This window comes from Streptomyces sp. ISL-1 (genome assembly GCF_018614585.1).
GTDB classification, from domain to species: Bacteria; Actinomycetota; Actinomycetes; order Streptomycetales; family Streptomycetaceae; genus Streptomyces; species Streptomyces maoxianensis.
This window is the reverse complement of sequence record NZ_JAGGOI010000001.1, coordinates 63,052-85,018: the sequence shown is the minus strand read 5'-3', so window position 1 is coordinate 85,018 and position 21,967 is coordinate 63,052. Positions and strand designations below refer to the sequence as shown.

The window sequence follows — 21,967 nt, the reverse complement described above, 5'->3', positions numbered from 1 at the left end:
CCGCGCGTCTGGCGTGCGCCCGCCCCGGCGGGCCACGCTGGACCTACCGGCCGGGGGGCCGGGGCTCGGGGGTCCGGATGGGCACACAACGTCGGTCCGCGAGGGCGGTGAGCGTCCCGGCACTGGCACTGGCACTCGCGCTGGCGTCGGCGCTCACCGCCGGCTGTCAGCAGGCGACGGGACGCGTCACAACGGCCGGCGCCGGCTCCGGGAGCCTCACTGCCACGCCCTCCGGGTACGGCCCGGTCTTCCTCGGCCCCGGCGACTGCGGCTCACGCGGCCGCGACGTCCAAGAAGTGCCCTGCACCAGCGAGAAGGCGACGGCCCGGGTGATCGCCCGCTACGAAGGCCGGTACGCGGGCCGGTACGAGGGCTTGGGAGAGGGCCAGGGCGAGGGTGTGGGCGAAGGCCAGGGCGAGGGGCGGCCCGCGAGCGGCCCCGGCTGCCCGGCGGCCACCGACTTCGTGCTGCACATCTCCGAGAGCCGTCCGGCGGACGACGAGGACGGCGACGGGGAGGTGGGCCGCGGGTACGCCTGTATGCGCAATCTGGAACCGCCGCATCCGGGCGACCCGGGCGGGGGCGGCGGCCCGCTCACCGTCGTCGGCGACTGCGTCTACAACGCCGGCAAGGGGCAGGTGAAGGAGACGGCCTGCGACGGATCGGGCCCGCGGGCACCGGAGTTCGAGGTGGCGTCAGCGGTCCGGAGCAGGGCGCAGTGCCCACCGTCGACGGCGCTCTATGTGCGGCTGGGAGGTGAGAGTCCGGTGGGCTGTGCCCGCCGTCCGTGAGGATCACTCAACGGCGGGCACAGCCCACTCACTTACCAGCGGGGAGTTACGGCCGCAGGGCCGGCTCCCGCTCGATGTCCCGCTTGTCGAGCTTCGCGTCGTACTTCGTCAGCGGCTTCGCATTGGCGGCGTCCTGCTGGACGGCGGCCGGGGCGACGCCCGCCCACCTCAGGATCGCGGCGGTGGCCTTCGCCTTCTGGTCCGCCACCAGGCGGTCGACGTTGGCCCCGTGGTTTGCGCCGGGCGCGACGAACACATGGCTGTCGCGGCTGCCGTGGCCCACCCGGAACTGCTCGGCGCCCCACGGGTCGTTCTCGCCGTAGACGAACATCATCTGGTGGGCGTTGTGCCGGACCCACTTGTCGACGTCGTTCATCACCCACGGCTTGAAGCGCATGGGGATGTCACGCGGCACGAAGTTCCGCGGCGGCTGGTACCCGTACCGGCTCAGCCCGTCCAGATGCGGCTGCTTGATGTCGGGCGAGCCCAGCTCGGTGCCTGCCTGGTAGTAGTACGGCGTGTACGTGCCCAGGCCCTGGTCCGTGTAGAAGGAGAAGCCGGAGATCGCGTCGATGGAGTCGTAGATCTCCTGGTCGGTGGCGGTCGCGGCGGCCGGGATCGACTCGCAGTCGGCGAGCAGGCTGTACTGCCAGAACGCCCAGACGTAGTCGAGGACGACGGCCTCGTACGCCTTGTCCAGGCTGCCGACGGTCGTGAAGGTGTAACCCTCGGCGGTCGCGGCGGCCTGGTACTTGGCCTCCAGCGGAGCGCGGCGCACGAGTGCCTCGCGCTGCACGGCGTTCAGCTTGTCCCGGCACTCCTTGGTGCCGACGTTCTCGAGGAACCGGTCATACGCCGAGTCCTCCTTGTTCACCACGTCGTTGGGGGCGACGTAGGCGACGACGCCGTCCATGTCCCGGGGGTAGAAGCGCTCGAAGTAGGTGGCGGTCATGCCGCCCTTGGAGCCGCCGGTGGCGAGCCACTTCTTGGCGTAGATCTTCTTCAGCGCCGTGAAGACCCGGTGCTGATCGCTGGCCGCCTGCCAGATGTCCAGCTTGGACCAGTTGGCCGGATCGGGCCGGGACGGGGTGAAGAACCGGTACTCCAGGGAGACCTGGTTGCCGTCGATGATCGCCGTCGGCTCACTGCGGCGCGGCGTGGTGCTCACGTTGTAGCCGGAGGTGAAGAAGACGGTGGGGCGGTTGGTGTCCTTGTGCAGCAGGGTGATCCGCTGCTTGAAGGAGCCCTTGTCCGGGTGCCGATGGTCGACCGGCTGCGTGTAGTTGAGGACGAAGAAGCGGTAACCCGGGTACGGCTTCTCCTCGATGAGACTCATGCCCGGTATCGCGAGGATCCGGTCCTTGATGTCCGTGCCGGTTGTCGGCTCTGCGGCGGTAGCCGCACCGGCCGTCGCGCCGGCCGCGCTCATGGTGCCAATGAGCACCACGAGCGACAACAGCCATCTGAGCGCCTTGCGCATTCACCCTCCCCTTGATTCACCAGCAATCGCGGTGAACCTAGCCGGGGCAAGGCCTCGCCCGCCAGACCCAGTTGGCACTGGTCTCGGTCAAGTGGACACGCATCCCGGTCAGCAGAGGATCCAGCCGGTCGAGCCCGCGACGCCGGAGACGGCGCCGGTGGCCCGTACGCAACGGTTGAGGGCGTGCACGGTGACGGGCCCGGCGTGACGGGTGAAGGTGCCCCTGTCCCCGGCGGGGTGACCGCCACGCGCCTGGAGGGAGACGGACATGGCGCGCCGGGTGCCGGGGGTGTTGGAGACGGTGCGGGCGCAGGCGTACTGCCGCTTCTTGTAGACACGCAGCTCGCCGGTCGCGAACTTGATTGTCTTCAGCGGCCGCCCGGTGCAGACGGAGACGACAGCGTCGGCGCGCTGTGTGGCCGGGCCTGCCAGGGTGAGGGCGGCCACGGCCATGAGCACGGCGAGGCCCTGCGCCAGCAGCCGTCGCCCGATACCTATGTTCCCCGCCCCACCAAACACTTGTGCGCCCCCTCGTCACGGCTCCGTACATGCGTACGACGCAGCCGGGAGCTGAATGGTTGCGACGCTCAGCCCACCACCTTGTACAACGCCTGGCCGTCGGGCCCGAAGTCGACCAGGCGCAGCGCCGGGTCCTTCGAGGGCAGACCGCCCTCGGGGTCCCACCGCAGGACCCACTTGGCGTTGTAGCGGTGCAGGATGTCGAGCTGGTCCTTGCGTGACGTGTCGCGCGCGAAGAAGCGCTCAACGGCGGCGTGCCGCTCCTTCTGGTCCGGCAGGAAGATGTCGTCGAAGCCGGGGGCGACGGTGTAGATGCCGTACCCCGGCAGCATCAGACCGGATCGGTATGTCGTCATGACGGTCTCGCCGCGCTTCACCGCGCGGGTCACCCACTCGGGGCCCTGCCAGGACGGCCAGGTCTTCTCCCGTACGGCCTGGGGCAGCGCCTCACCGACAAAGACATAACCGAGCGCCGTGGACTGGGTCCACGCCCCGAACAGCAGCGCGGCGCCGGTGACCGCCGCGAGGGCGTTGCGGACGAATCTGTTCCCGGCTTCCGCGATCGCGAGGGCGATGGCCAACTGCGCGGGGATGATCGCCGCGGGCAGCGCCCTGCCCCACGACCAGTGGCCGGTGAGACCGCCGGCCGCGACCATCAGCGTGCCCAGCGCGAAGAGGATCACCAGCGGGTCGCGCTTGTCCCGCCGCCAACGGAACAGCAGGGCGACGACCCCGAGGAGGGCGAGACCCAAGCGTGCGGGCATGTCGCTGTACAGCGCGTGGTGGATCTCCTCCAGCCCGTCGAAGGCGAACAGCGAGAAGAACGAGTAGTACGGCCACACGGCGATCGCCGCGACGCCGAGCACAATGCCCGATCCCAGTTTCAGCCAGGTCTCCTTGGCCGGCCACGGCCGTGCGGCGAGCAGCACGGCCAGCGCCCCGAAGGTCGCGACGACCCCTGAGAACTGGTGGCTGAGCATGATCACAGCCCACATCAGGCCGAGCCCGAGGAATGCCTTCCATGACGCCGCCGTACGCAGGGCCTTGGTGAGCAGCGCCCAGAAGTGGAAGGAGAGCGCGACGACAAAGGTGCTCGGATACGAGATGACGAGCGCGAGTGAGCCGAGCTCCAGGAAACCGCTCCACGCGAACAGCGGCGGGCCCCAGAGCAGCAGCAGGCAGAGCACGGCCAGCGGTGGCGCGAGCCGGCGCGTGCTGAGCGTCCGGGTGAAGTGCCGGATACCGGTGAGCAGCAGGGGGAGCGTGATCAGGGCCGCGATCCGCAGCACCGTGAAGGCGGTCGCTCCGGTCGCCTTGGCCACCAGGGCGAGCAGCACGGTCCACGGTGAGTAGTACGGGCTGTCGGTGTCGGCATCGACCTGCGGGCTGCCCGGGTGGATCAGATCGGCTCGCAGCCGCTCGATCGTCGCGGCGTGGAGGCCGAGGTCGCCGTTCCACGGCAGTCGTTGGATCAGCAGCAGCAGAAGCAGGGTCAGCAGCAGCACCGCGGTGTACACGACGGTTCGCCCGGCCGCGTCGGTGCGGCGGCGGACAGGTTCGGATTCGGAGGGTGGACGGACAGTGGCCGGGAGGGGGGTGGTGACGTCGTGGGAGCGCTGTCGCCACCCCACCGCGGAGGGCGAGGGCATGGTTGGCGGCGCCGAAGCATCGTCGATCTTGGGGGTGTTCACGTGCCTGCCCTTCACCGGATTCAGAGCCTCCGTCGGCTTGATCCTGGTTTATCAGGGATTCGGCTCCTCCCGGCGGCGCGAAAGGCGTGTCGCGGCCGGACCGGTGTTGGTTCTTCGTCCAACTCCGCTGTACTTAACCGGCGGCAGGCGGGGCCGGGTCACACCGGCGCCGGCTCGTCCTCCCCGATGAAGGTGCGCCACAGCGTCGCGCACCTCCTCTTCGTCGCCCCCGCGTTGCTCAACCCCTGGGGGCCTCATAAGCTTCGGCCGACCGGCCGGACTCCGTCCTGCCTGCAACGCACCCTCACACGGTGGCCGGCTCGTCCTCCCCGATGAACGTGCGCCACAGCATCGCGTACTGCCCCTCCAGCGCGAGCAGTTCGTCGTGGGTGCCGTCCTCGGCGACCCGGCCGCCGTCCATCACGATCACCCGGTCCGCGCGCGCCGCCGTCGTCAGGCGGTGGGCGACGACCAGCGTGGTGCGGCGGCCGGTGAGACGGTCCGTGGCCTGGTTGACCTGGGCCTCGGTGCCCAGGTCGAGGGCCGCGGTCGCCTCGTCGAGCAGCAGAATGTCCGGATCGACGAGCTCTGCGCGGGCCAGGGCGATCAACTGGCGCTGACCCGCCGAGAGGTTGCGGCCGCGCTCGGAGACCTCGTGGAGGTAGCCGCCGTCAAAGGTGGCGATCATGTCGTGCGCGCCGACGGCCCGCGCCGCCGCCTCCACCTCGGCGTCGCTCGCGCCGGGGCGGCCGTAGGCGATGGCGTCCCGGACCGTGCCCGCGAAGAGGTACGCCTCCTGCGGGACGACGCCGAGCCGGTGCCGGTACGCCGTCAGATCCAGCTCGCGCAGATCGATGCCGTCGGCGGTGACCCGGCCGGCCGTCGGGTCGTAGAACCGCGCGACCAGCTTGACCAGCGTCGACTTTCCCGCGCCGGTCTCGCCGACGAAGGCGACAGTCTGACCGGCCGGGATGCGCAAGTCGATGCCGGTGAGGGCGGCTTCCTCGTCACCGTAGGAGAATTTCACGTCCTCGAAGGCGATTTCGCCGCGCAGCGACAGCACATCGAGGGGCTCCTTGGCGGCGGCTGTCGACGTCGGCTCCTGCAGCAGTTCCTGGATGCGCCTGAGGGACACGGTCGCCTGCTGGTAGCCGTCGAAGACCTGGGAGAGCTGCTGCACGGGGGCGAAGAACAGATCGATGTACAGCAGATACGCGACGAGCGCGCCGGCGGTCAGGGTGCCCGCCTCGATCCGGCCGGCGCCGACGATCATCACGGCCGCCGCGGCCACCGTGGACAGCAGCTGGACGAAGGGGAAGTAGACCGAGATCAGCCACTGGCCGCGGACCCGCGCCTGGCGGTAGCTGTCGCTGCGGGCGGCGAACCGGCCCGCGCCGTCGCGCTCGCGCCGGAAGGCCTGGACGATCCGCAGTCCGGACACGGACTCCTGGAGGTCGCCGTTGACAACGCTGATGCGCTCACGGGCCAGTTCGTACGCCTTCACGCTCCGCTTGCGGAAGAAGTACGTGCCGACGATCAGCACCGGCAGGGTCGCGAAGACCACCAGCGCCAGCTGTACGTCGATGACGAGCAGGGCGGCCATGATGCCGAAGAAGGTGACCACCGAGACGAACGCGGTGACCAGTCCGGTCTGCAGGAACGTGGACAGGGCGTCCACGTCCGTGGTCATCCGCGTCATGATCCGGCCGGTCAACTCGCGCTCGTAGTAGTCGAGTCCGAGCCGCTGGAGCTGCGCGAATATCTTCAGGCGCAGCGAGTAGAGGATCCGCTCACCGGTGCGGCCCGTCATCCGGAACTCGCCGGTCTGCGCTGCCCACTGCACGATCACGCTCACCAGCGCGAGCGCGGATGCCGCCCATACCGCGCCGAGAGCCATCTGGGTTACGCCCTTGTCGATGCCGTGCCTGATCAGTACCGGCAGCAGCAGACCCATACCGGCGTCGACAGCCACCAGCAGCAGGCCGACCAGCAGCGGCAGGCCGAAGCCGCCGAGCAGCCGGCGCAGCCCGTACTCGTGCTCGGGGCGCACGGCCCGGTCCTCGTCGATGCCGGGGGTGCCGTCCGCCGGGGGCAGCGCCTCGACCTGGGCGAGCAGCTCGGGCGTCGCGCCGGGCATGGGAGTACCACCCGCGCCGGAGGCTATGAGGGACGACGACGCTGTGTTCGTTTCCTGCCCCCCGGTCCCCTCGCGCTCCCACAGCCGGGGCGTTATGCCGCGCTCGGCGTCGAACTCGGCGTCGAGTTCGTCCCGTACGGTGTGGTCCTCCTCCAGATCGACGGCCGGCAGCGGGGTGTGTCCCGGCGATACGCCGCCGAGCTCGTCCGGGTCGGTCAGCAGTCGCCGGTACAGGGCCGAGCGGCGCGTCAGCTCCTCGTGGGTGCCGATGTCGGCGAGCCGTCCGCCGTCCAGCACGGCGATGCGGTCGGCGAGGCCGAGGGTGGAGCGGCGGTGGGCGATCAGCAGGGTCGTACGCCCGGCCATGACCGATCTGAGCGCCTCGTGGATCTCGTGCTCGACGCGTGCGTCGACGGCCGATGTGGCGTCGTCGAGGAGAAGCAGCCGGGGGTCGGTGAGTATCGCGCGGGCGAGCGCGACGCGCTGGCGCTGGCCGCCGGAGAGGGTGAGGCCCTGCTCGCCGACCTTGGTGTCGTAGCCGCCGGGCAGCTCGGCGATGAAGCGGTCGGCCTGCGCGGCGCGCGCCGCGGTCTCGATCTCCTCCTGGGTGGCGTCCGGCTTTCCGTACGCGATGTTCGCGCGCACCGTGTCGGAGAAGAGGAAGCTGTCCTCCGGCACCAGCCCGATGGCCGCGCGCAGCGAGTCGAAGGTCAGCTCGCGCACATCGTGGCCGCCGACCAGGACCGCGCCGTGCGTCACGTCGTAGAAGCGGGGCAGCAGCAGCGAGACGGTCGACTTGCCGCTGCCGGAGGAGCCGACGACGGCGACGGTCTCACCGGGCCTGATCTCCAGCGAGAAGCCGTCGAGGACCGGGCGCTTCTCGTCGTAGCCGAAGCTCACGTCGTCGAATTCGACGGTGGCGGGGGCGTCCGCCGGGAGTTCCTTCGTGCCGTCCTTCATGGTCGGCTCGGTGTCGATCAGCTCCAGTACGCGCTCCACGCCGGCCCGCGCCTGCTGTCCGACGGTCAGCACCACGGCGAGCATCCGGACCGGGCCGACGAGCTGCGCGAGATAGCTGGAGAAGGCGACGAACGTGCCAAGCGTGATCTGCCCGCGGGTGGCGAGCCAGCCGCCGAGCGCCAGCATCGCGACCTGCCCGATCGCGGGGACGGCTTGAAGGGCGGGGGTGTACTTCGCATTGAGCTTGACGGTGCGCAGCCGCCCCGCGAAAAGCTTGCGGCTCACCTCGCGCAGCTTGCCGGTCTCCTGGTCCTCCTGCCCGAAGCCCTTGACGACACGTACGCCGGAGACGGCACCGTCGACGACGCCCGCGACAGCGGCGGCCTGGCTCTGCGCGTACCACGTGGCGGGGTGCAGCCGGGTGCGGCTGCGCTTGGCGATGAACCAGATGGCGGGGGCGACGGCGATCGCGATCAGGGTGAGAGGCAGCGACAGCCACGCCATGATCACCAGGGATATGAGGAAGAGCAGGATGTTCCCGATGGTCATCGGGAGCATGAAGAGCAGGCCCTGGATGAGCTGAAGGTCGCTGGTGGCGCGGCCGACGACCTGTCCGGTCGACAGTTCGTCCTGGCGGCGTCCGTCGAGGCGGGTGATCGTCCCGTACATCTCGGTACGCAGGTCGTGCTGGACGTCGAGCGCGAGGCGGCCGCCGTAGTAGCGGCGGACGAAGGTGAGGACGTAGACGACCAGTGCGGCGACGACCAGCAGCCCGGTCCACAGCGCGAGGGAGCTGGTCCGGTCGCCGACGACGTCGTCGATGACGACCTTGGTGATCAGAGGCACGAGCGCCATGACGGCCATGCCGGCGAGCGAGGAACCGAGCGCGAGTATCACGTTGCGCCGGTATCGCCAGGCGTATCCGGACAGCCGCCGCGCCCACCCCTGATCTGCCGACTGCTCTGCCGACGCCACGTGGTGCCTCCCGTTTTGATCTGGTCTACCGGAAGGCACCAACGCGGCAAGCAGGGGATTTCATCCCGCTGCAACAAATCGTGGCTTGGAACGGGCCACGGCGGTGATCAACGAGTGATCAACGGGTGGCGGGGACCGCATCCCTCGGGGCCGTCTCCGGGGTGCCCGGCAGGGCCTCCTGCGGGACGGCGGGCGGCGTGAAGACCTCGGCCGTCGCCGTGGCCGCGGGGGCCAAGTCCTTGTGGACCGCGCGGGCGACCCTCTGGATGGTGTCGACGCCGTACTGCATGGAGCTGTTGTCGTGCGTCAGCACGGAGATCGTGTAGCTGTGGCCGCCGCTGGTGAAGGCGCCCACGCTGTGGACGCGCCAGCCGTGCGTGGCCCGCGAGAGCCAGCCGTTCTTGATCTGGACGCGGGCAGTGCTCGGTGCGCCGGCCGAGACGCCCCAGCGCTGCGAGGCGACGACCTTGTACATCAGCCCGAGGGTGTAGCCGCGCGAGGCGTCGGTGAGGACTGTGTTCTTCAGGGCCAGCAGATTCAGCAGGAGCATCTGGTCGCCGGCGCTGATCTGGGTGAGGCCCCAGTAGCCGCCCGAGCCGGGGATCGTGCGGGACATCTTGGCGGCATTGAGGAAGCCCTGGATCTTGGTGACGCCGAGCTGCTTCCACAGTGCGCTGGTGGCAGCGTTGTCCGACTTGGTGATCATGTCGGAGGCAAGCTGCTTCTCGCGGTCGGTCAGCTGACGACCGGTCTTCTGCGCGTCCCACAGGAGCGTCGTAAGGACGGTGACCTTGACGACGCTGGCGGAGTCGTAACGTTCGCCGATCCGCAGCCCGCAGGTGGTGTTCGTGGTGTTGTCGCGCACGGCGACGGCGGCCGTGGAGGCGCGGCCGACGAGCGAGGCGGTGATGTCCTGGGTCAGCTTGGCGGCAAGTCCCGACTTGCCGGAGGTGCAGCTGACCGTCGGCGTCGCGGCCGCCGCGGGCGTCGCGCCCGCGGCCAGCGGCACCAGCACGACAGCGGCGATGACCGCGGCGGCGGCACGGGCGCGCCGTGATGTGCGGCCCGTTATTCGGTGGTGAGTCATGGAGGCTTTCCGTCCCCTTGAGCTGGAGGGGGTGCGCTTCTGCGGCGCACCCGCTCCACATGACTCACGAGTGGCTGAAAAGTTGTACGGCTTGTACCGCGTCTTGTATGGGTCGGGCCACCGGGCTGAAGGGTCAGCCCCTCGAAGGTGAGATTGCGGGCGGCCCGCCCGGCGGGGGCGACCTTGGAGGGGACGCTCAGCTCAGGGCCTTGCCGACCTCGTAGATGGTTGGCCGTTCGCCGGGCGCGGGGCTGAGCATCGCCTCGATCAACGTGCCTAGCTCACCGGCTACAGTCACGGGCCGACGTTTGCCATTCGCGACTGCCTGCCGTTGTACAGGACGCGGCGCGTCGTCCGGGTACTCGACCGCCCGCCACCCGGTGGCGGAGATCAGCAGAGACGCGCCGAGGGCGTAGATGTCAGCGGCCTGCGTTGGCTCAGCCTCTCCGGTGGCGAGCACGCTTCGTGCGATCTCTGGAGCCTCGTAGTGGACGAGGCAGCCGCGGAATGGGAAGTCGTACCCCTCAGGCACGTGCCCACCACGGGCCAGGGCGAGGTCGATGAGGTGCGTCCGCTCGGGGCCGACGATGAAGTGAGCCGGCTGCACATCCCCGTGGGCCCAGCCCTTGGAATGGAGTTCGGCCAGGGCCTCGGCGCAGCCCAGGGCAACGCTCGTGTGCGGTTCGACCGACGAGCCCTTGGCACGGCACCGCTCCCACAGCCGGTACAGGTCGGGGCCCTCATGCCATGGCTGGATGTTCCACGTCCCGCGCTCCCACTCGCCGTACGCGATCTCCTCGCAGCCGAGGCGGTGCAGAACAACACCTTCACGCGCGGGTGCGAGACCCGTCCAGGGCTGAGCAGGCCACTCGGGTGCTGCCTCGATCGGATAGCCGAGCTTCACGGCGTACCGGCCGCGGTGGCTCGCCACCTCCCAGACCGTGGAGCCCCGGCGGTTGAGTACGAGACGCTGAGCCGTGGGCATGAGCGCGTCGAGAACCACGAGCGGCAGTTCAAAGGTTGGGCCGGACAAGGTCGCTTCTCCTTCCAAGCGGCGCGGCCGACCCGGCAAAGGCCGACCGCGTCGCAGTCACCGAGGACTACACCTGACCGTAGGGCCGACCGCAGTCCGAGTCGCACTGCGCGAGGTTCTCGCCGTTCACGGTCCACAGGTCGTCGAAGACCATGAACCCTGCCGCCTTCATGGCGTGCGCCGACGCGGCGACCAGCTTCGGGTCCCGGGCGCCTCCGCCTGGCTTCGGGTTGTGGTGCAGGAAGCGGCCGGCGTGGGTCTCGCAGAGTGCGGCGTACTCCTTGGTGTGCAGGATGAGCGCGTGGAGGCCGAGGTCGACGTCGTCGGACGGGACCATCGGGACGGTGGCGGTGGCTGCGGTGACCAGGAAGCCGACGGCCTGGTCCGCGATCCGCTCGGCACGCTCGGGCGTCTGCCCGTCATGGGTAACCACGAAGTGGGCGAGGCTCTCGAACAGCTCCTCGCCGGCCACCGCGCGGCCGGTCGTGTGGTCGTTCGCCGTTGCAGTCATGCGTACGTCTCCTTGAATTGAGGCAGTGCATGGCAGTTACTCCCACTCCTGCCGCCGAGCTCGGCTCATAGACGACAGAGACTGGGTTTGGATGGCCCGCCCTGAACGGGGACGGGGAGCCGCAGTTGGCACCCATCCAGGGCGGACCGGTCTACTGGCTGGTACCGAGGGCCATCCCGAGGACCAAGTCGCACGAGCCGCTGATGCAGATGTTGAACAGGACCCCGGCGTACCTGCCGATGACGCGCATCACAGGCCGACCCGGCTGTTGTTGTTCTTCACGGCCAGGCGTTCGCTCAGCTCTTCCCGCGCACTGAGTGCCACGACCTTGTCGGGCATGGCGTCCCACTCAATGCCGCCCTGCATCGGCCGCATCTGCACACGACCTCCGATCTCACCCATGACAACGCCTACGCGGCCACTGGCTGTGTCTTTGGCCAGTTCACCGACGCCTGGTCTGGTCTGCTGGTTGCTCGCCATGGGCAGAATGATCGCGATTCGTGAACTGCCGCCAAAAGGTCCGACTGATTACCCAGCTTGGGTAAGGTCACGAGAGGTATGCAAGCAGCGACGTTGCGTGGCCCTCATCTATGGGAGCTGGCCCGATGCCCAAGCCGACTCGTCCGCGAGAGTTACCTGCCGGGCTTCTCACTAATCCCGAGATGATCAAGGCGTGTCGAGTTCGGGACTTCACGCGGGTCTTCACGCTGGTGAAGTCCCATGCGGGCATCTATCCATCAATGATCGCCCGGCGATGCGACCTGACGCCCAGCCGTGTCGGTGAAGTAATGGCGGGGCGCCGTCAGTTGCTGCACATGGACGTGATCGAGCGCATCGCGGACGGTTTGCGCATCCCAGGGCACATGCTCGGACTTGCCCGACGCGCGTGGGAGACACCTCCGGCCCTTGTCGTGACTGAACGTAAGCCGCCTCAGGCCGTGCCCCCAGAGCCCGCAACGCCCGCTGCTCTGCCGGGCTCCGATGTGGACAGCGTCCTCGCCCTCACCTCGCGAACCAACCTCGGCCCTTCCACGCTTCAAGCGCTTCGCTCCTCGATCGAGGACTACTGGCGACGGGACGACCAGCACGGCGGCGAAGCCCTGAGACCGGCGGTGGTCGGTCAGCTTCGATACGTCGTCGGGCTCTTGAAAGAGAACCGGCCGGCACCCATCCAGCACGGCTTGTACGGGGTAGCGGCCGAACTCGCACGCCTCACCGGCTGGACGTACTTCGACGCGCGCCAGTACAACCAGGCCCGCGCGTACTTCACCGAGGCGTTGCATTTCGCCAAGGAGGTCGACGACCGGCAATTCATGGCCAACGTGTTGGCCTGCATGAGCTTGCAGGCGACGTACCAGGACAAGCCAGGGGACGCGTTGGCGTTCGTCAGCGCGGCCAGAGACGAGGCCCTTGCCGCGTTCGGCACCACCGCGCGTGTCCTCTCGATGCTGTCCTTGCGGGAAGCATTCGCCCACGCAGCGCTGGGCAGCCGGACCGCCACCCATGAGGCCATCGCAGAAGCCCATCGCCAGTTCGAGCAGATCCGGGCGAGCGACCCCGATCCGGCATGGGTGATCTACTTCGACGAGCCGAAGCTCATCGTGGATACCGGCATCGCTCATGGTCGGCTGGGTGAAGCTGCGACTGCCGAACCGTTGATTGCCGATGCCCTGCGCAGGGAGAACAGCGCGAACCAGCGGGGGCGCGCATTTCACGCGTTCTGGCTCGCCCGCACACAACTCCGCCTCGGCAAGTTGGACCAGGCATGCCAGACCGCAACGGAGGCATTGGGGCCCGCATCATCCGTCGCCTCCGAGCGCGTAGCGGGACACCTTCGCGAGTTCTACGACGAGTTGGCCCCGCACCGACGAGAGCCCGTGGCCGTAGCCTTCGAGTCACGTCTGCGGGAAATCCTCCCCACGCAGGTCAGCGGATCCTCTCATCCATGAGCACGTACAAGAGGCCTACAAGGGATCCACTGCTGACGATCTCGCGACTGTCGATCATGCCCCGGATGTCCGCCAGCGGGATCCACTCGATGCGGTCGGATTCGTTCTTCTCGGTCGGCGGACCGACGTATGCGGCCCCGTCGGCACGGAACAGATGATGCTGTGAATCCGTGATCCCGTTCGCCGGTTCCGCGTAGATGAGCGGCCTCATCGGCTCCGGTCGCCAGCCCGTCTCTTCCAGCACTTCACGAGCGGCAGCCTCAGCAGGAGTCTCCCCAACCTCGACCAGGCCCATGGGCAGTTCCCAGGCCCACGCGTCCGTGATGAAGCGGTGACGCCACATCATGAGGATCTCTTGCCGATCGTTGATGACGGTGGCCACGGCCAGGTGACGCAGCTTGACGACGTGGTACTCCCAACGGCGTCCGTCCGGCTGCTCCACATCGGTCAACCACACATTGACCCATGGGTTCTCGTAGATCGGACGTTCCCCGTGGATCTTCCACTGCATCGCTGCGGCCCCTCTCGCTGGACTCCTAGCATCCCAGAGCGAGGCACTCCCTTGGCTAGGTTCCGGCAAATTCGCGTCACATTGACGAATACGCTGCAGTGCTCAGCGCACCGCCTCCATCGACACCTGATTCGAGAACCACTGCAATAGGCTGCTGTGGGTTCTCTGCCGGTCATGTGTCGATTCAAGACGGGCTTCCCGCGCGAGCGGCAGGCCGCTCAACCCCTTGCCGCGCCCGTCGTTCACCTCGGTTGGGTCGGTGACGCGCCAGGGCGTAAGTCGTGGCCCCGAACTCTCACCGAAGTGCGAGCCCGTGCGAGAGCTATTGGCGCAGGCGCAATGGGCGCGGCTGCCATTCTGGGCGTATGGCAGAACTCGACGGACGCCCCGTCAGCCTGGATCAGCTCCAGACGCTCGCGCTGACCAACTACGGCCACTTCACCAGTCTCCGGGTGGACCATGGCCGGGTCCGCGGCCTGTCACTCCACCTGGACAGGCTCGCCCGCGACTGTCGAGCCCTGTTCGGAGCGGACCTCGACACCGAGCGTGTACGCGATCTCATCCGGCGCATGGCACCGGCCCGCGGGGCGACCACGATCCGCGTCACGGTGTTCGACCCGACCACGGACCTGGCACATCCGGACCACGCCACGGACCCTCAAGTCCTCGTAACGCACAGGTCGGCCGTCGCCCTCCCCCTCCCACCCCTGCGCGTGCAGTCGTCCCTGTACGTACGCGACTCTCCCGAGGTGAAGAGCGTGGGGCTCTTCGGCCTGCTCCACCATCGGCGCGCGGCCCAACTCAACGGATTCGACGACGCGCTCTTCGTAGATGGGAGAGAGCTCATCTCCGAGGGCGGCACCTGGAATATCGGCTTCTTCGACGGCGACCAGGTGATCTGGCCGGATGCAGATTGCCTCGCGGGCGTGACGATGCGACTCCTCCAAAAAGCCCACGAATACCAGCGCGCAGCCGTTTCTCTTGGGGACCTCGCTTCCATGGAGGCGGCCTTCGCCACCAACGCCGCCATTGGAGTGCGCGCCATCACGCGCATCGATCGCAGGAGAATGCCCGGCGATCACCCCGTCATCGACATTCTCCGTATGGAATACATGGACGTAGACGGCGAACCCATCTGATCCGGAAATCGGTCGTGGGCGGCCTGGTAGGTAGGTTGGTGGCGATGGCAAGGCAGGAGGCGGGTGGCCACGGGCTGTCTCAGACTCGTCGTACGGGCGAACAGACCGTCCCGCCCTCCTAGCCCTCGTAGTCCACGTCCCCCGGCCGTCCGGACATGACCCGGCCCCGCCGCTCTCGGGGGATGGGAGCGGCGGGACCGGGGATCAGAGGACGGCTCAGGCGTGCGTCGGGGCGAACATCCTCAGGACCGCGGGGAGTACGACCACCGACGGGCCCGGCTCCGTGAGCGCCTTGCCGAGGTCTTCCGTCAGGGACTCCGGTGTCGTACGGACCGCGGGGACGCCGAAGGACTCCGCCAGCGCCACGAAGTCCGGGCGGGACAGTTCCGTGGCCGTGGCCTCGCCGAAGGCGTCCTTCATGTACTCGCGCAGGATGCCGTAGCCGCCGTCGTCCACGATCAGCCAGGTGACCGGGAGGTCGTACTGGCGCGCCGTGGCCAGTTCGGCGATCGAGTACATCGCGCCGCCGTCGCCCGAGACCGCGAGGACCGGGCGGCTGCGGTCCGCCGCCGCCGCGCCCAGCGCCGCGGGGTAGCCGTAGCCGAGGCCGCCCGCGCCCTGGGCCGAGTGCATGGTGTTCGGGTGGCGGGCGTCGAAGGCCGACCAGGCCCAGTAGGCCAGGATCGTCATGTCCCAGAAGCTCGGCGCATCGTCGGGCAGGGCCTCCCTGACGGACGCGAGTACCTGCTGTTCCAGGGTGAGGTCCTGGGACGCGATGCGTTGGCGGACATTCCCGAGGACCGTGCGTACGGTCTGGGCCGCCGTCTCGTCCTCGCGCTCCTCCACCGTCTCCAGCAGCGCCGACAGCGCCAGGCGCGCATCCGCGTGGATGCCCAGGGCCGGGTGGTTCGACTCCAGCTTGCCCGCGTCCGCCTCGATCTGGATGACCCGGCCGCGCGGGGCGAACGTGTGGTAGTTCGAGGACAGTTCGCCCAGGCCGGAGCCGACGACCAGTAGTACGTCCGCGGACTCGAGGAAGTCCGTGGTGTGGCGGTCCTCCAGCCAGGACTGGAGTGAGAGCGGGTGCTCCCACGGGAACGCGCCCTTGCCGCCGAAGGTCGTGACGACCGGCGCGTCCAGCTTCTCCGCGAGCGCGAGCAGCTTGCCGGACGCGTCGGAGCGTACGACTCCGCCGCCCGCGATGATCGCCGGACGGGAGGCACGGGACAGCAAGTCGGCTGCCACCGCGGTCAGTTCGGGACGCGGTACGACATCGTGCGGAGTCGCGTCCATCGCCGTGACGACCGGCAGCGTCGTCTGAGCAAGCAGGACATCCTGGGGGATCTCAACCCACACCGGCCCGTGCGGGGCGGTCAGCGCCGACTCCCATGCCGCGGCGATCGCCGACGGGATCTGGGACTGCGTACGGGCTGTGTGAACCGACTTCACCACACCCCTGAACGACGCCTGCTGGTCGCGCAGTTCGTGAAGATAGCCGTGGCGTCCGCCGCCAAGACCGGCACTCGGAATCTGACTGCCGATCGCGAGCACCGGCGCCGAAGCCGCGGCCGACTCCTGGAGCGCGGCCAGCGACATCAGCGCACCCGGGCCTGTGGAAAGCAGCAGTGGGGCCACTTCACCTGTCAGACGGCCGTACGCGTCGGCCGCGAAGCCCGCGTTGTTCTCGACGCGCAGTCCGACGTACTCCAGCTGCGAGCGGCGCAGCGCGTCGAACATCCCGAGCGCATGCTGGCCGGGCAGGCCGAAGACTGTCGTCGCGCCCAGGCCGGCCAGGGTCTCGACGACGAGGTCGCCGCCGTTGCGGCCGGGCGGAGGGTTCAGCGCGGCAGCCGTCTGGGCCGTTGTCGGACGCAGAACGAGGTCGTGGTCGTGCGTCACTTCGCGCGGCCCTCCGCGATCTGGCGGGACATGATCGTCGTCAGCTCGTACGCCGTGTGCGACGCCGCGACCGCGGTGATCTCGGCGTGGTCGTACGCGGGGGCGACCTCGACGACGTCCGCCGAGACGAGGTTGCAGGAGGCCAGACCGCGCAGAATCTCCAGCAGCTCGCGGGAGGTCATGCCGCCCGCCTCGGGGGTGCCGGTGCCGGGGGCGTGGGCCGGGTCGAGGCAGTCGATGTCGATGGAGATGTAGAGCGGGCGGTCACCGATGCGCTGGCGCAGCTGGTCGGCGACCTCGTCGGCGCCCCGGCGGTAGACGTCGGCGGAAGTGATGATGCCGAAGCCCATCTTCTCGTCGTCGGTCAGGTCCTGCTTGCCGTACAGCGGGCCGCGGATGCCCACATGGGAAAGGGCGGAGGTGTCGAGGATGCCCTCCTCGACGGCCCGCCTGAAGGGAGTCCCATGGGTGTACTCCGCGCCGAAGTACGTGTCCCAGGTGTCCAGGTGCGCGTCGAAGTGGAGCAGGGCGACCGGGCCGTGCTTCTTGGCGACCGAGCGCAGCAGCGGCAGCGCGATGGTGTGGTCGCCGCCGAGCGTCATCAGGCGCGCGCCGGTGCCCAGGAGCTCGTCCGCCGCGGCCTCGACCGCTTCGACTGCCTCGTTGATGTTGAACGGGTTCGCGGATATGTCACCCGCGTCCGCGACCTGCGCGAGAGCGAAGGGCGAGGCGTCCTGCGCCGGGTTGTACGGGCGCAGGAGCCTCGACGCCTCGCGGATCGCGTTACCGCCGAAGCGCGCGCCGGGCCGGTAGGAGACCCCGGAGTCGAAGGGCACGCCGACCACGGCGACATCGGCACGGCCGACCTCGTCGAGTCGGGGCAGCCGGGCGAACGTCGCGGGTCCGGCGTACCGCGGGATACGGGACGAGTCGATCGGGCCGCGCGGCTGCTCGTTGCTGCTCATGTGAATTGCCTTCTTTCGTACGCTTCGTTGCGGTCTCGACTCTAGCTGGGTACAGACACCGATTCAGCCGGGGCCTCGTCGTCCTCGGTGGACCGGCCGGCCAGGCGCTCTCGCCAGTTGGCGAGGATCGCGGGGTCTGTCGGCCTGGTCGCCAGAGAGACGATCAGGTACGCCGCGAGGGAGGACAGCAGGCCGTAGTAGATGGGCTCGTTGGCGAGGATTCCGTACGACGCCATCAGGCCGATGACCGCGACGCCGCCGACGATCACCGAGGCGAGCGCGCCGTACACGGTGCCACGCTTCCACAGCAGTCCGCCCAGGATGGGCACCAGCAGGCCGCCGACGAGCAGGTTGTACGCGACCGTGAGCGCCTCGATCACGTTGTTGAGCGCGATGGCGATACCGATCACCGCGACTCCCATGATCAGGATGAAGACGCGGTTGCCCCTCACTTCGTCGTGGTCGTCACCGCGCCGGGACGCGACGCCGCGCAGCCGGGACCAGACGTCGTTGTTGGCGACGGTGGCGCAGGCGATGAGCGCGCCGGAGGATGTCGACATGACGGCGGCGAGGGCGGCGGCCAGCACCAGACCGCGCACGCCCATGGGCAGTTCGTCCTTGACGATGGTGGCGAAGGCGTCGTCGGCGCTCGGGAGCTTCGGGTAGAGGACCCGGGCGGCCGTGCCGATCACGGCGCCGGCCAGGGCGTAGACGAGGCAGTACGTGCCGGCGACCGTGCCGCCGTAGCTGGCGACCTTGTCGGTGCGCGCCGTGAACACCCGCTGCCAGATGTCCTGGCCGATCAGCATGCCGAAGGTGTAGATCAGGACGTATGTGAAGATCGTCTCGCCGCCGATGCCGAGCGGCGCGAAGTACTCGCTCGGCAGCTGGGCCTTCATCTCGGCGAAGCCACCCGCCTTGACGACCGCGATGGGCAGCAGGAGCAGCAGTACGCCGACGGTCTTGACGACGAACTGCACCATGTCGGTGAGGGTGATCGACCACATGCCGCCGAGCGCGGAGTACGCGACGACGATCGAGCCGCCGAGGATGATCGCGACGGTGCGGTTCATGTCGAAGAGGACGTCGAAGATCGTGGCGTACGCGATGGTCGAGGTGACCGCGAGCATCAGGGTGTACGCCCACATCACGACGCCGGTGAGGATGCCTGCCTTGCCGCCGTAGCGCAGGTCGAGCATCTCGGAGACGGTGTAGACCTTGAGGCGGGCGATGCGCGCGGAGAAGAAGATGCTCAGCGCGAGCAGGCCGAGGCCGATGGCGAAGACCATCCAGGCGCCTGAGAGGCCGTACTTGTAGCCGAGGCCCACGCCGCCGATGGTGGAGGCGCCGCCGAGGACGATGGCGGCCATGGTGCCGGAGTACATCCAGGGGCCGAGCCGGCGGCCCGCGACCAGAAAATCGCTCTTGGACTTGGCGCGGCGCATGCCCCACCAGCCCATGCCGAGCATGCCGGCCAGATAGACGACGATTACTGCATAGTCGACAGCCATCGGCTTCCTTTCGTCTCGTCCCCCGGGTCCTCGGGTCTTGTGCGACGACGGTAGGTGGCCGGAAAGCATCGCTGAAGTGTACGTTTCATCCATTCTTGACGCCGCTAATGGATGGACTGTCCATGCCGGAGATCGCAGCAGCCCCACCGACCCCGCCGATCCCTCTCGCCGCGCTGCTCGCCCGCGAGGAACTCGGCCTGCGGCAGATCGCCGGGCCGGTGGAGGCGGGCGCGGCGGTGCACTGGGTGCACACGTCCGAGATGGCGGACCCCTATCCGTATCTGCTCGGCGGCGAGCTGCTGCTGAGCGCGGGGGTGCTGCTCAAGGACCCGGACATGTACGTCTCGCGGATCGTGCAGGCGGGGGCGGCGGCGCTGGGCTTCGGGGTGGCACCGGTGTACGACACGGTGCCCCAGGCACTGATCGAGGCGTGCGACCGGCACGGGCTGCCGCTGATCGAGGTGCCGCCGCCGACGACGTTCACGGCAGTGGCGCGGGCGGTCTGGCGACTGATGGCGGAGGCCCGCCACCGGGAACTGCGCCGGGTGACGCAGGCCCAGCAGGGCCTCGCAGCGGCGGCGGCCCGCCCGGACCCGGTCCCGGCGGTCCTGCATCAGCTGGCGGCCCGCCTGGGCGGCAAGGCGGTACTGCTGGCTCCGGACGGCACGGAACTCTCGTCGTCGGGCCGGGCGCCGGGCCCGGATGCGGGGGCGGCGCTGAGGCGGCTGGCGCGGGTGGTGAACCGCCGGCCGGCGGCGGAGGAGGCCGGCCGCTCCGGGGCATTCGCGGGCGATGCGCCGGCGGGTTCCGCGCCCGGGGCCGGGGAGGTGCCCAAGCCTGCGCCCGCGTCCGGGACCGGTGAAGCGACCCGGCCCGTACGCGGGACCGGTGGGGCGACCCGGCCCGTACGCGCGGCCGGTGAAGCGACCCGGCCCGTACGCGGAACCGGGACCGGTGAAGCGCCAAGACCCGCGCGAGGGATCGATGAGGCCACCCGCCCGGTTCCCGCGTCCGCCAGTGACGCCATTCCCGGCGCCCATCTCGCCGCCTACGCACTCGGCGGCCACCAAGGGCTCGTCCTCGGGCTCGCCACCCCCCGGCGCGAGGCCGGCGACCACACCGTCGCCGGGGTCGCCGTCGTCCTCCTCTCGCTGCTGACCGCTCCCCACCAGGGCGCCGACAGCAGCGGGCGCAGCGCCGCCCTCGTACGGCTGCTGCTCGGGGCCGGGCCCGCCGAGGCCGCGGCGCTGCTGGGGGCAGACCGGTGGACCGTCGTCCACGCACGCGGCGGGAGCGGCACCCCCTTCGCCGCCTCCGCGCTCGGCGCCGCGCTCGGCAGTGCGCTCGTCGACCCGGCCGACGACGGGGCCGTACGGATCCTTCTGCCGGCCGACAGCGAGGTCACCCCACAGCCCGGCTGGGTGCTCGGCGTAAGTTCCCCCGTCCGTCCCGATGAGCTCGCCGCCGCCGACACCCAGGCCGCCAGGGCGGTGCACCGGGCCGCCGCCACCAGTACGGATCTGGTCAGGCACCGCGGCACCTCGCTGTCCGCGCTGCTGGCCCCCGAGGAGGCGGCCGCCCACGCCCGGCTGCGCCTCGCCCCGCTCGCGGACTCCCCCGCCCTGCTGGACACCCTGCGCAACTGGCTTTCGTTGCACGGCAGTTGGGACCGTACCGCCGCAGCCATGGAGATCCACCGCAATACCGTCCGCCAGCGCATCGCCCGCTGCGCGGCCCTGCTCGACGAGGACTTGGACGACGCGGACGTACGGATGGAGCTGTGGTTCGCCCTGCGTCACACGTGACTCGCCTCGGTTCCGTAGGGAACCCACGATTGTTGCGCCCCAAGGCTGTCGCAGCACACCAAGTCCCTTACTGGTCAACCGTGTTGGAATGCGGTCATGGCCACTCCCGCTGACGGAACCATGCGTCGCTCCCCGGACGAGCCCACCCAACGCCTGCGCGCCGAGATCGTGCGGCTACGGGACGAGGCGACGTGCCAGAAGGCACTCGCCCACCGCCGGGCCGAGTTCTGGACCAGAGCCGACATCGCCCTCGGTTTCCCCGCCGCCCTCCTCGCCGGCACAGCCGGAGCGGCGGGACTGGCCGCGGCCGACGCCCGTATCCCCGCCGCGTTGATGGCTCTGGCCTCGGCCGGGTTCGCGGCCGGCGCGGGCTTCCTCAGGAGCGACTACCGGCGCAGAGCCAATAAACGCGCCCGGCAGGCATGGGCCGCGGTGGAGGGCAGGGCCACCTTGAAGCTGGCGTGCGACCGCCTGGTCCCCGAGGACCTCAGGGAGCTGCTGGAGTACCGCCAGGTGGCGCTGGCGGCCTACGACGGCGAGGACCCTCAGTCCCCTCCGCCCTCGCTGCCTCCGGGCTGAGCACACGTACCAACCCGCGGCACTCGGCTGAGCGATCTCGCCCATCCACATACGCCGCCCGACGGGCGAGCACGATGACGGTCTCGATCGCGTCCGTCTCGATCAGCTCGGCGCGGATGTCCTCCTCGAGAACGGCGGGGTGCTCAGCACCCCGTCGTAGCGGTCCGCGTCCGCCTTCGGCGCGTGTGTGCCGACTCCGAGAGCGTGTCGCCCGTGCGCAGGTCGAAGCGGGTGCCCGTGCACCACCATGTTCATCGTGGACATGACCGAGGAGCCGCTGTCGACGTCCTGGCCCGCGAAGAACCTGTCCGAGGTGTCGCCCCGTGTTCCTCCACGTACTCCTTCGCGTGGATGAACATGCCGCCCGAGCCGACGCAGGGATGGTCACAACTGACATCGGCTCGCGTTGGGTGGCACGGGAGTGT

At 69.5% G+C, this 21,967-nt stretch carries 18 protein-coding genes; 5 read left to right on the top strand and 13 right to left on the bottom strand.

Annotation, left to right across the window (positions count from 1 at the left end):
* The first annotated feature begins 77 nt into the window (after positions 1–77).
* Positions 78–791, top strand: coding sequence for a hypothetical protein (locus J7E87_RS00380; protein ID WP_215088877.1), 714 nt, complete (start codon positions 78–80; stop codon positions 789–791).
* Between the two features lie 46 nt (positions 792–837).
* Here the strand turns inward: J7E87_RS00380 and J7E87_RS00375 are convergent, their stop codons facing one another.
* The 8 genes from J7E87_RS00375 to J7E87_RS00340 all read right to left on the bottom strand — a co-directional run bounded on the left by J7E87_RS00375 (position 838) and on the right by J7E87_RS00340 (position 11,664).
* The gene (locus J7E87_RS00375) at positions 838–2,271 is read right to left on the bottom strand and encodes a S28 family serine protease (RefSeq protein ID WP_215088876.1); all 1,434 of its coding nucleotides are present in this window, start codon (positions 2,269–2,271) and stop codon (positions 838–840) included.
* A 108-nt stretch (positions 2,272–2,379) separates the two neighbouring features.
* Complete coding sequence (locus tag J7E87_RS00370) at positions 2,380–2,790, bottom strand: hypothetical protein (protein WP_374195107.1); 411 nt, start codon at positions 2,788–2,790, stop codon at positions 2,380–2,382.
* A 68-nt stretch (positions 2,791–2,858) separates the two neighbouring features.
* The gene (locus tag J7E87_RS00365; RefSeq protein WP_308312789.1) at positions 2,859–4,481 is read right to left on the bottom strand and encodes a hypothetical protein; all 1,623 of its coding nucleotides are present in this window, start codon (positions 4,479–4,481) and stop codon (positions 2,859–2,861) included.
* Between the two features lie 304 nt (positions 4,482–4,785).
* Entirely contained in the window at positions 4,786–8,553 is a 3,768-nt protein-coding gene (locus J7E87_RS00360) for an ABC transporter ATP-binding protein (RefSeq protein ID WP_215088875.1), read from the bottom strand.
* A 118-nt stretch (positions 8,554–8,671) separates the two neighbouring features.
* Positions 8,672–9,640 (bottom strand): serine hydrolase, encoded by a 969-nt coding sequence (locus tag J7E87_RS00355; protein WP_215088874.1) that lies wholly within the window; start codon positions 9,638–9,640, stop codon positions 8,672–8,674.
* Between the two features lie 196 nt (positions 9,641–9,836).
* Positions 9,837–10,673, bottom strand: coding sequence for a protein kinase (locus J7E87_RS00350; RefSeq protein ID WP_215088873.1), 837 nt, complete (start codon positions 10,671–10,673; stop codon positions 9,837–9,839).
* A 67-nt stretch (positions 10,674–10,740) separates the two neighbouring features.
* Positions 10,741–11,184: a hypothetical protein gene (locus J7E87_RS00345; RefSeq protein ID WP_215088872.1), complete on the bottom strand. Its 444-nt coding sequence runs from the start codon at positions 11,182–11,184 to the stop codon at positions 10,741–10,743.
* A 249-nt stretch (positions 11,185–11,433) separates the two neighbouring features.
* On the bottom strand, positions 11,434–11,664 hold the full coding sequence (locus J7E87_RS00340) for a hypothetical protein (protein ID WP_215088871.1): 231 nt from the start codon (positions 11,662–11,664) through the stop codon (positions 11,434–11,436).
* A gap of 125 nt (positions 11,665–11,789) precedes the next feature.
* Between J7E87_RS00340 and J7E87_RS00335 the strand changes: the two genes are divergently transcribed.
* A complete protein-coding gene (locus J7E87_RS00335; protein ID WP_215088870.1) occupies positions 11,790–13,133 on the top strand; it encodes a hypothetical protein in 1,344 nt (447 codons plus the stop codon).
* On the opposite strand, the gene J7E87_RS00330 is transcribed toward J7E87_RS00335, so the two are convergent.
* Positions 13,111–13,644 (bottom strand): NUDIX hydrolase, encoded by a 534-nt coding sequence (locus tag J7E87_RS00330; protein ID WP_215088869.1) that lies wholly within the window; start codon positions 13,642–13,644, stop codon positions 13,111–13,113. The genes J7E87_RS00335 and J7E87_RS00330 overlap by 23 nt on opposite strands.
* A gap of 365 nt (positions 13,645–14,009) precedes the next feature.
* Between J7E87_RS00330 and J7E87_RS00325 the strand changes: the two genes are divergently transcribed.
* Complete coding sequence (locus J7E87_RS00325) at positions 14,010–14,783, top strand: aminotransferase class IV family protein (RefSeq protein ID WP_215088868.1); 774 nt, start codon at positions 14,010–14,012, stop codon at positions 14,781–14,783.
* 216 nt (positions 14,784–14,999) lie between these two features.
* Here the strand turns inward: J7E87_RS00325 and J7E87_RS00320 are convergent, their stop codons facing one another.
* Genes J7E87_RS00320 through J7E87_RS00310 form a run of 3 tightly spaced genes read right to left on the bottom strand, consistent with a single transcriptional unit; the run spans position 15,000 to position 19,158 of the window.
* The gene (locus J7E87_RS00320; protein WP_215088867.1) at positions 15,000–16,682 is read right to left on the bottom strand and encodes a thiamine pyrophosphate-binding protein; all 1,683 of its coding nucleotides are present in this window, start codon (positions 16,680–16,682) and stop codon (positions 15,000–15,002) included.
* The gene (gene speB, locus J7E87_RS00315; protein ID WP_215088866.1) at positions 16,679–17,647 is read right to left on the bottom strand and encodes an agmatinase; all 969 of its coding nucleotides are present in this window, start codon (positions 17,645–17,647) and stop codon (positions 16,679–16,681) included. Before speB ends, J7E87_RS00320 begins: the two co-directional genes overlap by 4 nt.
* A gap of 41 nt (positions 17,648–17,688) precedes the next feature.
* Complete coding sequence (locus J7E87_RS00310; protein ID WP_215088865.1) at positions 17,689–19,158, bottom strand: sodium:solute symporter; 1,470 nt, start codon at positions 19,156–19,158, stop codon at positions 17,689–17,691.
* Positions 19,159–19,280: 122 nt separating this feature from the next.
* Here J7E87_RS00310 and J7E87_RS00305 point away from each other — a divergent pair, with 122 nt between their 5' ends.
* Together J7E87_RS00305 and J7E87_RS00300 are read left to right on the top strand one after the other, a co-directional pair.
* The gene (locus J7E87_RS00305; protein ID WP_251016764.1) at positions 19,281–20,963 is read left to right on the top strand and encodes a PucR family transcriptional regulator ligand-binding domain-containing protein; all 1,683 of its coding nucleotides are present in this window, start codon (positions 19,281–19,283) and stop codon (positions 20,961–20,963) included.
* 96 nt (positions 20,964–21,059) lie between these two features.
* Positions 21,060–21,542 carry a hypothetical protein gene (locus J7E87_RS00300; RefSeq protein ID WP_215088863.1) on the top strand — a complete coding sequence of 161 codons (483 nt, stop codon included), beginning with the start codon at positions 21,060–21,062 and terminating at the stop codon, positions 21,540–21,542.
* A gap of 102 nt (positions 21,543–21,644) precedes the next feature.
* Here the strand turns inward: J7E87_RS00300 and J7E87_RS36335 are convergent, their stop codons facing one another.
* A complete protein-coding gene (locus tag J7E87_RS36335; protein ID WP_374195105.1) occupies positions 21,645–21,806 on the bottom strand; it encodes a hypothetical protein in 162 nt (53 codons plus the stop codon).
* Between the last annotated feature and the right edge of the window lie 161 nt (positions 21,807–21,967).

Excerpts from the sequence above, each read along its gene's own strand:
- J7E87_RS00380 (WP_215088877.1), top strand. The coding sequence starts at position 78 with ATGGGCACACAACGTCGGTCCGCGAGGGCGGTGAGCGTCCCGGCACTG.
- J7E87_RS00375 (WP_215088876.1), bottom strand. The coding sequence starts at position 2,271 with ATGCGCAAGGCGCTCAGATGGCTGTTGTCGCTCGTGGTGCTCATTGGC.
- J7E87_RS00355 (WP_215088874.1), bottom strand. The coding sequence starts at position 9,640 with ATGACTCACCACCGAATAACGGGCCGCACATCACGGCGCGCCCGTGCC.
- J7E87_RS00345 (WP_215088872.1), bottom strand. The coding sequence starts at position 11,184 with ATGACTGCAACGGCGAACGACCACACGACCGGCCGCGCGGTGGCCGGC.
- J7E87_RS00340 (WP_215088871.1), bottom strand. The coding sequence starts at position 11,664 with ATGGCGAGCAACCAGCAGACCAGACCAGGCGTCGGTGAACTGGCCAAA.
- J7E87_RS00335 (WP_215088870.1), top strand. The coding sequence starts at position 11,790 with ATGCCCAAGCCGACTCGTCCGCGAGAGTTACCTGCCGGGCTTCTCACT.
- J7E87_RS00330 (WP_215088869.1), bottom strand. The coding sequence starts at position 13,644 with ATGCAGTGGAAGATCCACGGGGAACGTCCGATCTACGAGAACCCATGG.
- J7E87_RS00325 (WP_215088868.1), top strand. The coding sequence starts at position 14,010 with ATGGCAGAACTCGACGGACGCCCCGTCAGCCTGGATCAGCTCCAGACG.
- speB (WP_215088866.1), bottom strand. The coding sequence starts at position 17,647 with ATGAGCAGCAACGAGCAGCCGCGCGGCCCGATCGACTCGTCCCGTATC.
- J7E87_RS00310 (WP_215088865.1), bottom strand. The coding sequence starts at position 19,158 with ATGGCTGTCGACTATGCAGTAATCGTCGTCTATCTGGCCGGCATGCTC.
- J7E87_RS00305 (WP_251016764.1), top strand. The coding sequence starts at position 19,281 with ATGCCGGAGATCGCAGCAGCCCCACCGACCCCGCCGATCCCTCTCGCC.
- J7E87_RS00300 (WP_215088863.1), top strand. The coding sequence starts at position 21,060 with ATGGCCACTCCCGCTGACGGAACCATGCGTCGCTCCCCGGACGAGCCC.
- J7E87_RS36335 (WP_374195105.1), bottom strand. The coding sequence starts at position 21,806 with ATGTCCACGATGAACATGGTGGTGCACGGGCACCCGCTTCGACCTGCG.